Origin of the sequence: Streptomyces venezuelae (genome assembly GCF_008642295.1) — a bacterium.
In the GTDB taxonomy this organism is placed as follows: domain Bacteria; phylum Actinomycetota; class Actinomycetes; order Streptomycetales; family Streptomycetaceae; genus Streptomyces; species Streptomyces venezuelae_C.
The window spans coordinates 509,818-522,401 of sequence record NZ_CP029190.1 but is presented as its reverse complement, the minus strand read 5'-3'; the positions used below and the strand labels follow the sequence as shown (position 1 = coordinate 522,401).

Here is a 12,584-nt window from a genome sequence, read left to right as displayed (position 1 = left end):
CCGGTGCGCGCGCTCACCCCCGCCGATCCGTCCACGGTCGGCGGACACCGGCTGCTGGGCCGGCTCGGCTCCGGCGGCATGGGCACCGTCTACCTCGGCAGGTCCCCGGCGGGCACCCTGCTCGCGGTCAAGGTCATCCGGGCCGACCATGCCGCCGACCCGGCCTTCCGGGCCAGGTTCCGCCGTGAGGCGGAGGCCGCCGGACGACTGTCCGGCCGCTGGGTGGTGCCGGTGGTCGCTGCCGACCCGGACGCCCCCGAACCCTGGCTGGCAACTCCGTTCGTCCCCGGGCCCTCGCTGTCCGAGGCGGTCGGCGCGTACGGGCCGCTGCCCGCGGACACCGTGCGTACGCTCGGGGCCCGGCTCGCCGAGGCGCTTGCCGAGGTGCACGCGGCCGGACTGGTCCACCGGGACGTCAAACCGGGCAATATCCTGCTCGCGCTGGACGGGCCCCGGCTGATCGACTTCGGAATCGCCCGGGAGGCGGGGGCGCCGACGCTGACGGCCGTGGACGCGGTGATCGGGACCCCGGGGTACCTGGCCCCGGAACAGGCCCGGGCGGGCGGCCCCGAACCCTCCCCGGCGGGCGATGTGTTCTCCCTGGGCTGTGTCCTGGCGTACGCGGCGACCGGGCGCGGCCCGTTCGGCGGTGGCCATCCGGCGGCGGTGGTCTTCCGTACCGTGCACGACGAACCCGGCCTGGACGACCTCCCGGAGGCACTGCGCCCGGCCGTCACGGCCTGCCTGTCCAAGACCCCGTCCGCCCGCCCGACCCCCGCCACCCTGACCACCCTCCTGACATCCACGGACCCGACGCCGGGCCGTACCGGTTCGGGACCCGGTACGGCGGCGACGGACCCGGAGACCACGACCCGCCCCGGCGGTGCCGGGGCGGACGCGCAGCAGCCGCGCGGCGGCTCCGACCCGGCCGGGGGGCCCGCCGGCCCCCCGGGGCACGCGGACGCGGCGACCGTCACCCGGTACCCGGCCGCAGACCGCGGGAACCGCGCCGACGCAGCCGGCCCGGCGGCGGAGCCGCCCGCCTCCGCGTCCCCGGCTGCCGCTCCGGCGCCCGCCGGGCCCGCCGAGGGGGCCGCCCGGCGCGACCGCGCGGATGCTGAGACCGTGACGCGGTCGGGCTCCGCCGGGGGAGGGCCGGCCGCGCCCGGGGAGCGCGCGGACACGGCCGCGGACGGCCGTCCGGACCGGAACCGGACCCGTACGGCCGGAGACGCTCCGGCCGCCGAAGCGGATCATGCTCCGGCGCCCGCCGGGCCCGCCGAGGGGGCCGCCCGGCGCGACCGCGCGGACGCGGCGACGGTCACCCGGTACCGGCACGTGGACCGCAGTGGTGCAGCCGCCCCGGAGGACGGGCCCGCCCCCGGGCCCGCTGCCGAGCACGCGGCGGATGCCGGGTCGGCAGACGGCGACTCCGGAGCCGGAGCCGGGGACACCGGCTCCGATTGGCTGCCCGCGCCGCTGCGGCGGCTCATCGCCGAGCGGTCCACCCGAGCCCTGGACCTGCCCGCCCCGGAACCCACCCGCATCGACCCGCCGGCCGCCGCCACGGGCACTGCCACCGCCGCCCCCCGGCCCCTCACCCGCCGCCGGTTCCTCGCCGCCGGCGGCGCCGTGCTGGCCGTGGGCGCACCGGCCGCATGGCTCGGCACCCGCGGACCCGCCAAAGGCAACGGCAAAGGCGCCGGCACTGGCACCGGCACGGCAACCTCGCCGCCCCCCGACCGTCCCACCCTCACCCTGGCCCTCCAGGCCGACCTCACCGGCCCCGGCAAAACCACCGGCCAGGCCCACGAACGCGGCATGCAGCTCGCCGTCGCCCACCACAACGCCCGCCCCGACGCCCCCTTCCGGCTCGCCCTGCGGGTCGTCGACGACCGCGGTGACGCCACCCGCGCCGGGCAGGCGGTCAAGGAGCTGACCGCCGATCCCGCCGTGACCGGCCTCGTCGGCCCCACCTGGGCGGCGGCCGTACCCGTGCTCGCCAGCGCCTGCAAGGCCGCGGGTCTCGTCCTGCTGCCGGTGTCGGTGGACACCACCGACCAGAGCAAGTCGGACCTGCGCACCCTGTGCGTCACCCGCCCGGACGACAGCCAGCTCTCACTGCCCGTGATCCACTACCTCAGTGCGGTCCGGCCCGCCCGCCGAACGGCCGTGGTGGAGCAGGAGGAGGACGGCGACACCGCCTGGCAGCTGGTCCGCAGCCTGAGCCAATCCCCGCCCTCCGGTGGCGAGGTGACGGTCCACCGGGTCCCGCGCGGCGCGGCCTTCGGGCCCGCTGTGCGCGAGCTGATGGCACAGCGCGCCGAGGCCGTGGTCTTCGCTGGCACGTCCCCGCAGCGCGCCGCCGAGCTCGCCCGCGCCCTGGCCGACGCCGGATTCACCGGCCCCCGCGTCGGCATCCAGCCCATCATGGAGCCCGGGTTCCCCGCCGCGGCCGGACCGGCCGCCGAGGGCTGGGTGATCGGCTCCTTCTTCACCGACCCGCTCGCGGTGCCGGCAGCCGCAGCGTTCGTCTCCGCGTACCGGGCTGCGTACGGAGAACCGCCCGCCCGCTGGGCCACCGAGGCCTACGACGCCGTCGGCTTCCAGGCCGCGGCCCTGGCCGGCCTGGAGGGCGAAGCCCGCGACCGGGCCGGCCTGGCCCGCCGGATCTTCCGTACGACCTACCAGGGCCTGGCCAAACCCCTGGAGTTCGACGTGAACACCCACGCCCTGACCTGGCAACGCACCGCCCACCTCTACCGCGTGGCCTCCGGCGGCTACCGCTACCTCGGCCTCTACACGGACGTCCGCACCGACCCCTGACCGGATGGGCCGGTTTGACCGGCTCCGGGCAGGGCAGGCGCGTAATCAGCCATCGAACAACGGAACGATGAGTGAGACGGCCGCCCGTGGAGGATGCGATGTCCACCAGCACACTTCTTGCCATCCTGATCCCGGTCGCCGTGGTGTTGATCCTCGCCGGATTCGCCGCGTGGATGTTCCAGCGCCGGCGCCGCCTCCAGGAACGGTTCGGCCCGGAGTACGACCGGACCGTGGAACACGAGGGCAGCAAGCGCGCTGCCGACGCCGAACTGCGGGCCCGCGAGGTCCGGCACGACGACCTCCACATCAGGGAACTCCCCGCCGAGGAACGGCACCGTTACGCCGCGGCATGGACCGACGTCCAGCAGCACTTCGTCGACCGCCCCGAAAACGCGGTCGCGCAGGCCGACGAGCTGGTCACCCGGTTGATGCGGGACCGCGGCTACCCGACCGAGGGATACGAGCAGCAGCTGCGCGAACTGTCCGTGGACCACGGACGGACCCTGGAGCACTACCGGGCCGCGCACGAGGTCAATGTGCGCAGCAGCGACGGAAAGGCGACCACGGAGGAACTGCGCGGGGCGATGGTCCACTACCGCGCGCTCTTCGACGAGCTGGTCGGAACGACGAGGTGACCCGAGATGACCGATACACCGGAGACGACGAGGAGCGCGGAAGAGCGCCCGACCACCGAGCAACTGGCACAGGCCGGCGGAGCCGGGAGCACACCGACGCCCATGTACCCGGGCGAAGCCACACCGGATGAGATGACCGCGGACGAGGCGGCACCGGACGACACCTACGCCGACGACGCCGACATCGAAGCCGAGGCCGGCCGCGAGGACATGCGCCGGGAGGCCGATGCGACCGATGCGACCGAGGCCGCCGCCAACGAGGACGAAGGCAGCGCCGAGGACACTGCCGAACCCGGACCGCTGCTCCCCGAGAAGGAGGCCGAGGAGTACCGCACCAGCTGGACCGAGATCCAGGGCCGGTTCGTCGACGACCCCCGGGGCGCCGTTCGCGACGCCGACGGACTCGTGGCCGAGGTCATGCAGACCCTGGCCGGAACCTTCGCCGACCACAAGAAGGGACTGGAGGGCCAGTGGCAGCAGGGTGAAGAGGTCGCCACCGAGGATCTCCGGCTGGCCCTGCAGCGTTACCGCTCCTTCTTCGACCGGCTGCTGCGCACCTGACCGCCCTGCGCGCCGCCCCCGCCGCCCCCAGCGCCCCCGCCGCCCGTCCAGGCCAGGAACTCCTCCAGCGGCCAGGTGTTGACCACCCGCTCCGCCGGCACCCCGCACTCCTCGGCGCGTGCACACCCGTACACCTGCCAGCCGAGCTGCCCCGGCGCATGCGCATCGGTGTCGACGGCGAACAGCACACCCGCCGCCACGGCCTGCCGCAGCAGCCGCCGCGGCGGGTCCAGGCGCTCCGGGCGGCTGTTGATCTCCACTGCCGTGCCGGCCTCCGCACAGGCCGCGAACACCTCCTCCGCGTCGAACTCCGATTCCGGCCGGCCCCGGCCGGTGAGCAGCCGGCCCGTGCAGTGCCCGAGGATGTCGGCATGCGGGTCGCGGACCGCCGCCACCATGCGCCTGGTCATCGCCCGCCGGTCCATCCGCAGCTTCGAATGCACCGACACCACGACCACGTCCAGCCGGTCCAGCAGCTCAGGCTCCTGGTCCAGGGAACCGTCGTCGAGGATGTCGCACTCGATGCCGGTCAGCAGCCGGAACGGCGCCAAAGTCCCGTTGAGGGTCCCGGTCCCGTTGAGCGCCGCCACCACCTCCAACTGCTCCCGCAGCCGCTCCGGGGACAGCCCCCGGGCCACCGTCAGCCGCGGTGAATGGTCGGTCAGGGCCGCCCAGGCATGTCCCAGCCCGGCCGCGGCCACGGCCATGTCCTCGATGGTGCTGCCACCGTCCGACCAGTCCGAATGCAGATGGCAGTCGCCGCGCAGCGCCGCCCGCAGCGTCTCGCCCCGGCCCTCGGTGGTCAGCGGCCGGTCGGCCTCGTCCTCCAGGAGCTGGAGGTACTCGGGAATCCGCCCGGCCAGGGCCTCCGCGATCACCCCGGCCGTCTTCGGCCCGATGCCCTTGACCGCCTCCAGCGTCCCGGCCGCGGCCCGCTCGGCGGCTTCTCCCTCGGCCATCTCCCCGACCCGGGCGGCGGCCGTACGGAAGGCCTGCACCCGGTAGGTGGGAGCCTGGGCGCGCTCCAGCAGGAACGCGATCCGCCGCAGCGCCGCCACCGGATCCATGGGCTCACCTCCCGGTGATTCTCAGGATCGCACCGGCGGGTGGGCGGTGCAGCAGGGCGGCCCGTCCCGGATGCGGGCGGCGGGCGGTGACCGCAAGGTGGTTGGCATGGGAATCGAGGACTACGGCGGCGGCCCGGGCACCCAGGCCGGGGTGCTGGTCGTCACCACCAACGACGTACCCGGCTACCGGGTCCAGCAGGTCATCGGCGAGGTGTTCGGTCTGACCGTCCGCTCCCGCCACCTGGGCAGCCAGATCGGTGCGGGCCTGAAGTCGATGATCGGCGGGGAGCTCAGGGGACTCACCAAGACCCTGGTGGAGACCCGCAACCAGGCGATGCAACGACTGATCGAGCAGGCCCGCGCCCGGGGCGCGAACGCCGTGCTGATGATGCGCTTCGACGTGACCGAGGCCGCCGACGTGGGCACCGAGGTGTGCGCCTACGGCACCGCCGTGGTCATCGCTCCCGAGAGCTGACGCCGAGTTCACAGTCGAAGGTGTACGCGACCGAGACCTCGCCGTGCCGGTAGGTGAAGCCGCCGCTGCCGCGCAGGCCGGCCAGCTCGCCGGTGCCGGAGCCCGGCACCACCTCGAAGGTGCAGCGGGTCCCCTCGGCGTCGAAGCCGCCGCGCTCCGCCAGGACGAAGGAGCCCTTGCGGCCGTCGACGGTACCGGTCAGCACCTCCATCCCGGCGAAGGTTCCGGCGGACTCCCCGACGTACGCAATGGTGTAGCTGCAGCGGGTGCCGGCCGCCTCGATGCGGCCGGAGAAGGTGTTCACCACGGTGGCCCGGGCGAGGCGCGGCAGCACGCCCTCCTCACCGACGGGCTCCTCCGTCCAGTCGGCGAAGCCGAACCGGCCGTGGGTGCGGGTGTTCGTGTCCATGGTGGGGTCCTCTCGAAGGGCGCGGAGACGATCTCCGCCGCTCCGCGGACCATGCTGGACGGCATACCTGACTCCTCTTGTCAGGTATGCCGTCCAGCATGGTCCGCGGAGGACAATGGCCCATGCGCGCCGACCGGCTGATCTCCCTCCTCCTGCTGCTCCAGAACCGCGGCCGGATGACCGCTCCCGAGCTGGCGGCGGAACTGGAGGTGTCGGTCCGCACCGTCTACCGGGACGTCGAGGCCCTCGGCGCCGCGGGCGTCCCCGTCGTGGCCGACCGCGGACCGGCGGGCGGCTACCGGCTGCTGGACGGCTACCGGACCCGGCTGACCGGGCTGACCGGCGCCGAAGCCGACTCGCTCTCCTTCGCGGGGGCACCCGGCCCCGCGCAGGAGCTCGGCCTCGGCGCCGACCTCGCCACGGCGCGGCTCAAGCTGGAGGCGGCCCTGCCGGCCGGCCTGGCCGGGCGGGTCCGGCACATCCAGGAGCGGTTCCACCTGGACGCCCCGGCCTGGTTCCGGGACGCCGACCCGGTTCCGGAGCTGGCCCGGATCGCCCAGGCCGTCTGGGACCAGCGGGTGCTGCACGCGGACTACCGGCGGTGGCGGGGCCAGGTGCACCGGGTGCTGGAGCCGCTCGGCCTCGTGCTGAAGGGCGGCATCTGGTACCTGGTCGCGCGGTCGGACGGTTCGGTGCGCAGCTACCGGGTCTCCCGCTTCCTGTCCGTGACGGTGGGCCCGGATTCCTTCGACCGCCCCCAGGGTTTCGACCTGGCCGGGTACTGGCAGGAGTCCGCCGACCGGCTGGAGGCCGCCCGGTACCGGCAGACCGCACGGGTGCGGCTGTCGCCGCAGGCCCGGAAGCTGCTGCCGATGCAGTTCGGGGCAGCGGGGGTGCGCGCGCTGGCCGGAGCCGGCCCGGCGGACCCGGACGGCTGGGCCGAGGTGGACCTGCCCGTCGAAGCGGACCCGGTCGCGGTGTCCGACCTGCTGCGCCTGGGCCCGGAGGCGGAGGTGCTGGCCCCGCCCGCGCTGCGGGAGGCGATGCGCGAGGCGATCGCCCTCCTCGCCGCCCGCTACGGACCCCCCTCCGACTCGGCCGATGACACCGCCGATGACACCGCCGATGACACCGCCGATGACAGGGCCGATGACAGGGCCGAAAAAATTTCTTCGGGAACGCGGCAACCTCCCGGGGAGTCGCGCGTCGTGCGGGGGTGAAGGGGCGCAGTCCGGCGCCCTCGACCCGAAACCGGGAGAGCACCTTGATGAACCTGAAGCGGGCCGGCCTGGTCCTCGCCGCCGTCGGAGCGCTGGCCGCCACGGCCGGACCGGCCTTCGCGGACGGGCCCTCCGCCAGGCCCTCGGCCGCGCCGAGCGCCGTGCCGAGCACCCCGCCGAGCGCCACCCCGAGTGCCGCGCCGAGCGCCGTCCCGAGCCTGCCGCCGACGCCGGTCCGCAGTGTCCCGCCGACCGCGCGGCCGAGCGCGCCCGCCCCGTCCGTCAGCACGCCGCCGGGCGGGACCGCGGCCCCGGCTCCGGCCGTCAGTTCCCCGGGCGCGGCCCCCGCCGACGGCGCGGCCGAGCTCGCGCATACTGGGGCCGACGCCACCAACGCCATGCTCGGTGCGGGCGCGGCCGGCCTGGTGGCCGTCGGCGCCGGCGCGCTCTACGCCGTGCGGCGCCGCGCCCACCGCTGACGTGCACCACCCGAGGAGCCTTGTGCTGCACCCCGCACTGCCGCTCCGTCCCGCCACGCCCGGTTTCCGCCGGGCGTGGCGGGGCGGGGCCTTTGGCATGCGCACGCTGCTGGGCGGGCTGTTGGGCGGGCTGTTGCGGCGCGAGCGGCTCGCGCCGCAGCGTCCCCCCGCGCCCGGGATCCCGTACGCAGACCGGGACCGGGACCGGGACGCAGGCCCATACGTCACCGCCGTCGGGGGATCGTCCCACCCGCCCACCGTCAGCGAGCTCTACCACGCACACCGGCTCGGCATGGTCCGGCTGGCGGTCCTGCTCGTCGACGACCTCGCCACCGCCGAGGACGTGGTGCAGGACGCCTTCACCGCCCTCTACCGGCGCCATGGCGAGCACATCACCGAGGTGGACAACGCGCTCGGCTATCTGCGCACCGCCGTGGTCAACACCTCCCGTTCGGTGCTGCGCCGCCGCCGTACCGCCCGCGCCTGGATCCCGCCCGCCGCGGGCGAGGCGCCCTCTGCGGAGGAACGCGTGGTGCTGGACGAGGCACACCGCGAGGTGCTCGCCGCACTCGGCCGGCTCACCCCGCGCCGCCGCCAGGTGCTGGTCCTCCGCTACTGGGCCGAGCTCAGCGAGGCGGAGATCGCCGACACCCTCGGAATCAGCCGGGGTGCGGTCAAATCGAACGCCAGCCGGGCGCTGGACGCGCTGGAACGGATCCTGGAGGGACGGGTATGACGGAGACGGAAGACGCCACCGACATCGAGCGGCGGCTGCGCCGGGCGTTCGCGGCCCGCGCGGATTCGGTCACCGTCCGGGACCTGCGCCCCGCCGACCCGCCGGGCCCGCACCTGCGTCGGCTCCCGGCCCTGCGGTGGCGGCGCTTCGCGCTGCCGCTGGCGGTGCCTGCGGCGGCGGCTGCCGCCGTGGCCGGGTACGTGTTCCTGGCCGGCCCGGACCAGGGCCCGACGCCGCGTCCGGCGCCCCCCGCGGCCCCGCCGGAGATCAGCCCGAGGTCCACGACCACCGGCCCGGTGCCGAGCCCCGGGGCATCGGGCTCCGCCCGGCCCACCCCCTCGAATTCGAGCCCTGCCGGTTCGAGCCCTCCCGGTACGCCGCGTCCGGGATCGGCCGCTCCCGGCTCGACCCCGTCCATGCGGCCGACGCCCGGTGCCTCCAGGCCGCAACCGCCCGGCCCCGGGCCCTCGGCCATACCGAGCCAGTCCCTGAGCCGTCCCCCTTCGGCCCCGCCGAGCGCTGGCACTAGGCCTTGAGCTGTTCCACGGCGGTGACCAGCGGCGCGAGCTCGGCGTTCTGGGCGGCGGCGTCGAGGGCCTCGCGCAGCGCCGCGTTGTTCGTGGGCCGGGCGGCGGCCAGCAGCGCCAGCCCGGCCTCGCTCACGTTGGTGTAGATGCCCCGCCGGTCCGTGGGGCACAGGTAGCGGGACAGCAGGCCGCGCTCCTCCAGCCGGGTCACCAGCCGGGTGGTCGCACTCTGGCTGAGCACCACCGCGTCGGCCACCTGCTTCATCTGCAGGTGGCCGCCGGGCCCGTCGTGCTGCCTGCTGAGGACGTCCAGCAGCGAGTACTCGCGCACGCTGAGGCCGTGCCCGGCCTGGAGCGCCCGCTCGATGTGCGCCTCGATCCGGCCGTGCAGGAGCGAGAGGGCGCACCAGCCCTGGGAGAGGGCGGTCAGGGCGCTGTCCGTCGCCGTCATGGGCCGGGCTCCTTCGTCTTCTCTGCATGTATCGCGATGGCTCCAGGATAGGACACTTCCGCGATAGCCCGCGTTTGCAAATATCCCGCGTGTGCAATTAATGTGGATGCGAGCAAAGTCCCCTCCCACGGCACCGCCAAGGACACTCCCATGCCCCTCGCCCTCCTCGCCCTCGCCATCGGCGCCTTCGGTATCGGCACCACCGAATTCGTCATCATGGGCCTCCTCCCCGAGGTCGCCGCCGACTACGGCGTGACCATCCCCACCGCCGGATTCCTGGTCACCGGATACGCCCTCGGCGTCGTCCTCGGTGCCCCGCTGATGACCGTCCTCGGCACCCGGATCCCCCGCAAACGCATGCTGATGCTGCTGATGGGCCTCTTCATCGCCGGCAACCTGCTCTCCGCGCTCGCCCCCGCCTTCGGCGTGATGCTGGCCGGCCGGGTGGTGGCCTCCCTCGCCCACGGAGCCTTCTTCGGCATCGGCGCGGTGGTCGCCGCCGAACTCGTCGCCCCCGCCAAGCGGGCCGGCGCCATCGCCCTGATGTTCACCGGCCTCACCGTGGCCAACGTGGTCGGCGTCCCCCTCGGCACCCTCGTCGGCCAGCACTTCGGCTGGCGCGTCACCTTCGTGATCGTCGCCGCGCTCGGCGTGCTCGGCCTGCTCGGCATCGCCCGCCTGGTGCCCGAACTGCCCCGTCCCGAAGGCGTCCGGGTCCGCCACGAACTCGCCGCCTTCCGGAACGTCCAGGTGCTGCTCGCCATGGGGATGACCGTGCTCGGCTTCGGCGGGGTCTTCGCCGCCGTCACCTACATCACGCCGATGATGACCGAGGTCGCCGGCTTCGCCGACACCTCCGTGACCTGGCTGCTGGTCCTCCTCGGCCTCGGCATGGTGGCCGGCAACCTCGTCGGCGGCCGGTTCGCCGACCGCGCCCTGATGCCCATGCTGTACACCTCGCTCGGCGCGCTCGCCCTGCTCCTGGCCCTCTTCACACTCACCGCGCACACCAAGGCGGGCGCCGCCGTGACCCTGGTCCTGATCGGCGCCGTGGGCTTCGCGACCGTCCCGCCGCTCCAGAAGCGGGTCCTCGACCAGGCCGCCGGTGCCCCCACCCTCGCCTCCGCCATGAACATCGGTGCCTTCAACCTCGGCAACGCCCTCGCCGCCTGGCTCGGCGGGCTGGTCATCTCGGCCGGCCTCGGCTGGACCGCCCCGAACTGGGTCGGCGCCGCCCTCGCCGCCGCGGCACTCGGCCTCGCCGTGCTCTCCGGCGCCCTGGAACGGCGTACGGGCCACGGACCGGGCCGCCGGCCGGGCCGCATCGCCGCCACATCGGTACCCTCCGCAGCCCCCGCAGCCCCCGCCCCGGCTCCCGCTACCGCCCCGGCCCCCGCCCCCACTGACCGACCCGCCCCCGGGCACCCGGGCCCGCCCACCCGCGGGCCCGGGTCGCGCCGTTCCCGGCCGCATGGGACGTTGGTACGGGGGAACAGGTGCATGATGATGCGGCAGTTCAGGAAGCACAGGAGGAGCCGGCTCATCGCGACGGCCACCGCCGCCGCGGCGCTCACCCTCGCCCTCCCCGGCTGCAGCAGCGGCGCAGGCCCGGACGACCCCCGCAGCCCGGCCGCCCCCGGCAGCACCCCGCCCGGCCCTCCGCAGGCGGCCCCCACCCCCGCGCCGACTCCCTCGCCCACGTACCCGCTGTCCACCGCCCCGGACACGGTCCCCGCCGTCCACGAGTTCACCCCCGCCCGCGGCCCCGGCTGGCGCCCCTCCGACGGCGCCCGGGTCGTGGTCGATGCCAAGAGCCCGGGCCTCACCGACGAAGGGCGGCTGCTCGCCGGGGAGATCGGACTGGCCTACGGCGGAACCGCCGCGCCCCGCCGCGGCGACGTCCGGCTCGCCCTCGGCGCACCGGGCTCCGGCACCCCCGAGTCGTACACCCTGACCGTCCGCGACGGGCAGGCCACCGTCACCGGCCCCGACGAGGCCGGCGTGTTCTACGGCACCCGCACCATCAAACAGGCGGTACGGGCCGACGGTTCACTCGGCGAGGGAACGGTCCGGGACCGGCCCGCCAAACCCCAGCGCGGACTCAACCTCGACATCGCCCGCAAGCACTTCACGCCCGACTGGATCGAGGACCGGCTGCGCGAGATGGGCGATCTCAAACTCAACCAGCTCGGCCTGCACTTCTCCGACGACCAGGCCTTCCGGATCGAATCCACCAGCCACCCCGAGATCGTTTCCACCCCGCACCTCACCAAGGCCGAGGTCCGCCGCATCGTGGCCCTCGCCAAGAGCCTGCACATCGACGTGGTCCCCGAGATCGACTCGCCCGGCCACCTCGGCGCGGTCCTGAAGGCCCACCCACAGCTCCGGCTGACCGATGTGAACGGCCGCGCCGTCCCGGGCGCGGTGGACATATCCAACCCCGCCGCCGCCAAGCTGGTCGACGAACTGCTCCGCGAATACCAGCCGTTGTTCCCGGCCAAGGCCTGGCACCTGGGGGCCGACGAATACCAGGCCCTCACCCGGAGCAACCCGGAGGCGTCCTTCCCGCAGCTCGCCCGCGCCGCCCGACAGCGGTACGGGGCCGGGGCCCGGGTCCAGGACCTGGCCACCGGCTGGCTGAACGACCGGGCGGCCGTGATCCGCCCGTCCGGCAAGCAGCTCAAGGCCTGGAACGACGGCTTCTTCGCCGGCGGCATCGCCCGCCCCGCCGCCGACATCCAGGCCGAGTACTGGACCGGCAAGGAGCTCGGCGCCCGCCCGCCGCTGCCGTACCTCGCCGAGGGGCGCAAGGTGCTCAACCTCAACGACGAGTACCTGTACTACGTGCTCGGCGAACCCAACGAGTTCACCTACCCCACCGGCCGCCGGATCTACGAGCAGTGGACCCCGCTGGTGCTGCGCGGCACCACCCCGGTGCCGGCCCGCTACCAGGAGCAGATCCTCGGCGCCCGGCTCGCCGTCTGGGCCGACCTGGCCCGCTCCCAGACCCAGGCCCAGGTGGCCGACGGAATCCGGCTGCCGCTGGCAGCCCTCTCCCAGAAGGTGTGGGACGAGCGGACGCCGAAGCCGACCTGGAACGAGTTCACCGCCCTGGTCGACCGCGTCGGCCGCACCGCCCCCTGACCCGCCGGTCCCCGACCCGCCGGTCTCCGACCCGCCGGTCCCCGACCCTGCGGT

The 12,584-nt window shown here is 74.9% G+C and carries 11 protein-coding genes and 2 pseudogenes; 10 read left to right on the top strand and 3 right to left on the bottom strand.

The window, feature by feature from the left end; translation table 11 throughout:
• Positions 1-3 precede the first annotated feature (3 nt).
• The 4 genes and pseudogenes from DEJ50_RS35540 to DEJ50_RS34375 all read left to right on the top strand — a co-directional run.
• A pseudogene (locus DEJ50_RS35540) lies at positions 4-813 on the top strand (serine/threonine-protein kinase); the annotation flags it as partial.
• A 312-nt stretch (positions 814-1,125) separates the two neighbouring features.
• Positions 1,126-2,826 carry an ABC transporter substrate-binding protein gene (locus DEJ50_RS35535; protein WP_411757667.1) on the top strand — a complete coding sequence of 567 codons (1,701 nt, stop codon included), beginning with the start codon at positions 1,126-1,128 and terminating at the stop codon, positions 2,824-2,826.
• 98 nt (positions 2,827-2,924) lie between these two features.
• Entirely contained in the window at positions 2,925-3,461 is a 537-nt protein-coding gene (locus DEJ50_RS02480; protein ID WP_150205762.1) for a hypothetical protein, read from the top strand.
• A gap of 6 nt (positions 3,462-3,467) precedes the next feature.
• Complete coding sequence (locus DEJ50_RS34375) at positions 3,468-4,022, top strand: hypothetical protein (protein WP_223837545.1); 555 nt, start codon at positions 3,468-3,470, stop codon at positions 4,020-4,022.
• On the opposite strand, the gene DEJ50_RS02470 is transcribed toward DEJ50_RS34375, so the two are convergent.
• On the bottom strand, positions 3,986-5,089 hold the full coding sequence (locus DEJ50_RS02470; protein WP_150205761.1) for a PHP domain-containing protein: 1,104 nt from the start codon (positions 5,087-5,089) through the stop codon (positions 3,986-3,988). The genes DEJ50_RS34375 and DEJ50_RS02470 overlap by 37 nt on opposite strands.
• A gap of 106 nt (positions 5,090-5,195) precedes the next feature.
• Here DEJ50_RS02470 and DEJ50_RS02465 point away from each other — a divergent pair, with 106 nt between their 5' ends.
• The gene (locus DEJ50_RS02465) at positions 5,196-5,564 is read left to right on the top strand and encodes a YbjQ family protein (protein WP_150205760.1); all 369 of its coding nucleotides are present in this window, start codon (positions 5,196-5,198) and stop codon (positions 5,562-5,564) included.
• On the opposite strand, the gene DEJ50_RS02460 is transcribed toward DEJ50_RS02465, so the two are convergent.
• Complete coding sequence (locus tag DEJ50_RS02460; protein ID WP_150205759.1) at positions 5,545-5,973, bottom strand: DUF3224 domain-containing protein; 429 nt, start codon at positions 5,971-5,973, stop codon at positions 5,545-5,547. The two genes, DEJ50_RS02465 and DEJ50_RS02460, sit on opposite strands and share 20 nt — an antisense overlap.
• Before the next feature lie 122 nt (positions 5,974-6,095).
• On the opposite strand from DEJ50_RS02460, the gene DEJ50_RS02455 reads away from it, so the two are divergent.
• From DEJ50_RS02455 to DEJ50_RS02445, 3 genes are all read left to right on the top strand, one after another.
• A complete protein-coding gene (locus tag DEJ50_RS02455; protein ID WP_150205758.1) occupies positions 6,096-7,193 on the top strand; it encodes a helix-turn-helix transcriptional regulator in 1,098 nt (365 codons plus the stop codon).
• Between the two features lie 47 nt (positions 7,194-7,240).
• A complete protein-coding gene (locus DEJ50_RS02450) occupies positions 7,241-7,672 on the top strand; it encodes an LPXTG cell wall anchor domain-containing protein (protein WP_150205757.1) in 432 nt (143 codons plus the stop codon).
• Between the two features lie 97 nt (positions 7,673-7,769).
• A complete protein-coding gene (locus DEJ50_RS02445) occupies positions 7,770-8,408 on the top strand; it encodes an RNA polymerase sigma factor (RefSeq protein ID WP_223837544.1) in 639 nt (212 codons plus the stop codon).
• A 525-nt stretch (positions 8,409-8,933) separates the two neighbouring features.
• On the opposite strand, the gene DEJ50_RS02440 is transcribed toward DEJ50_RS02445, so the two are convergent.
• Entirely contained in the window at positions 8,934-9,386 is a 453-nt protein-coding gene (locus DEJ50_RS02440) for a MarR family winged helix-turn-helix transcriptional regulator (protein WP_150205755.1), read from the bottom strand.
• A 150-nt stretch (positions 9,387-9,536) separates the two neighbouring features.
• Here DEJ50_RS02440 and DEJ50_RS02435 point away from each other — a divergent pair.
• Both DEJ50_RS02435 and DEJ50_RS02430 read left to right on the top strand, forming a co-directional pair.
• Positions 9,537-10,754: pseudogene (locus DEJ50_RS02435) on the top strand (MFS transporter); the annotation flags it as partial.
• Positions 10,755-10,886: 132 nt separating this feature from the next.
• Positions 10,887-12,530, top strand: coding sequence for a beta-N-acetylhexosaminidase (locus DEJ50_RS02430; protein WP_411757666.1), 1,644 nt, complete (start codon positions 10,887-10,889; stop codon positions 12,528-12,530).
• Positions 12,531-12,584: the final 54 nt, after the last annotated feature.

Bases quoted from the DNA above. Each gene is read 5' to 3' on its own strand.
- DEJ50_RS02480 (WP_150205762.1), top strand. From the start codon at position 2,925: ATGTCCACCAGCACACTTCTTGCCATCCTGATCCCGGTCGCCGTGGTG.
- DEJ50_RS34375 (WP_223837545.1), top strand. From the start codon at position 3,468: ATGACCGATACACCGGAGACGACGAGGAGCGCGGAAGAGCGCCCGACC.
- DEJ50_RS02470 (WP_150205761.1), bottom strand. From the start codon at position 5,089: ATGGATCCGGTGGCGGCGCTGCGGCGGATCGCGTTCCTGCTGGAGCGC.
- DEJ50_RS02465 (WP_150205760.1), top strand. From the start codon at position 5,196: ATGGGAATCGAGGACTACGGCGGCGGCCCGGGCACCCAGGCCGGGGTG.
- DEJ50_RS02460 (WP_150205759.1), bottom strand. From the start codon at position 5,973: ATGGACACGAACACCCGCACCCACGGCCGGTTCGGCTTCGCCGACTGG.
- DEJ50_RS02455 (WP_150205758.1), top strand. From the start codon at position 6,096: ATGCGCGCCGACCGGCTGATCTCCCTCCTCCTGCTGCTCCAGAACCGC.
- DEJ50_RS02450 (WP_150205757.1), top strand. From the start codon at position 7,241: ATGAACCTGAAGCGGGCCGGCCTGGTCCTCGCCGCCGTCGGAGCGCTG.
- DEJ50_RS02445 (WP_223837544.1), top strand. From the start codon at position 7,770: ATGCGCACGCTGCTGGGCGGGCTGTTGGGCGGGCTGTTGCGGCGCGAG.
- DEJ50_RS02440 (WP_150205755.1), bottom strand. From the start codon at position 9,386: ATGACGGCGACGGACAGCGCCCTGACCGCCCTCTCCCAGGGCTGGTGC.
- DEJ50_RS02430 (WP_411757666.1), top strand. From the start codon at position 10,887: ATGATGATGCGGCAGTTCAGGAAGCACAGGAGGAGCCGGCTCATCGCG.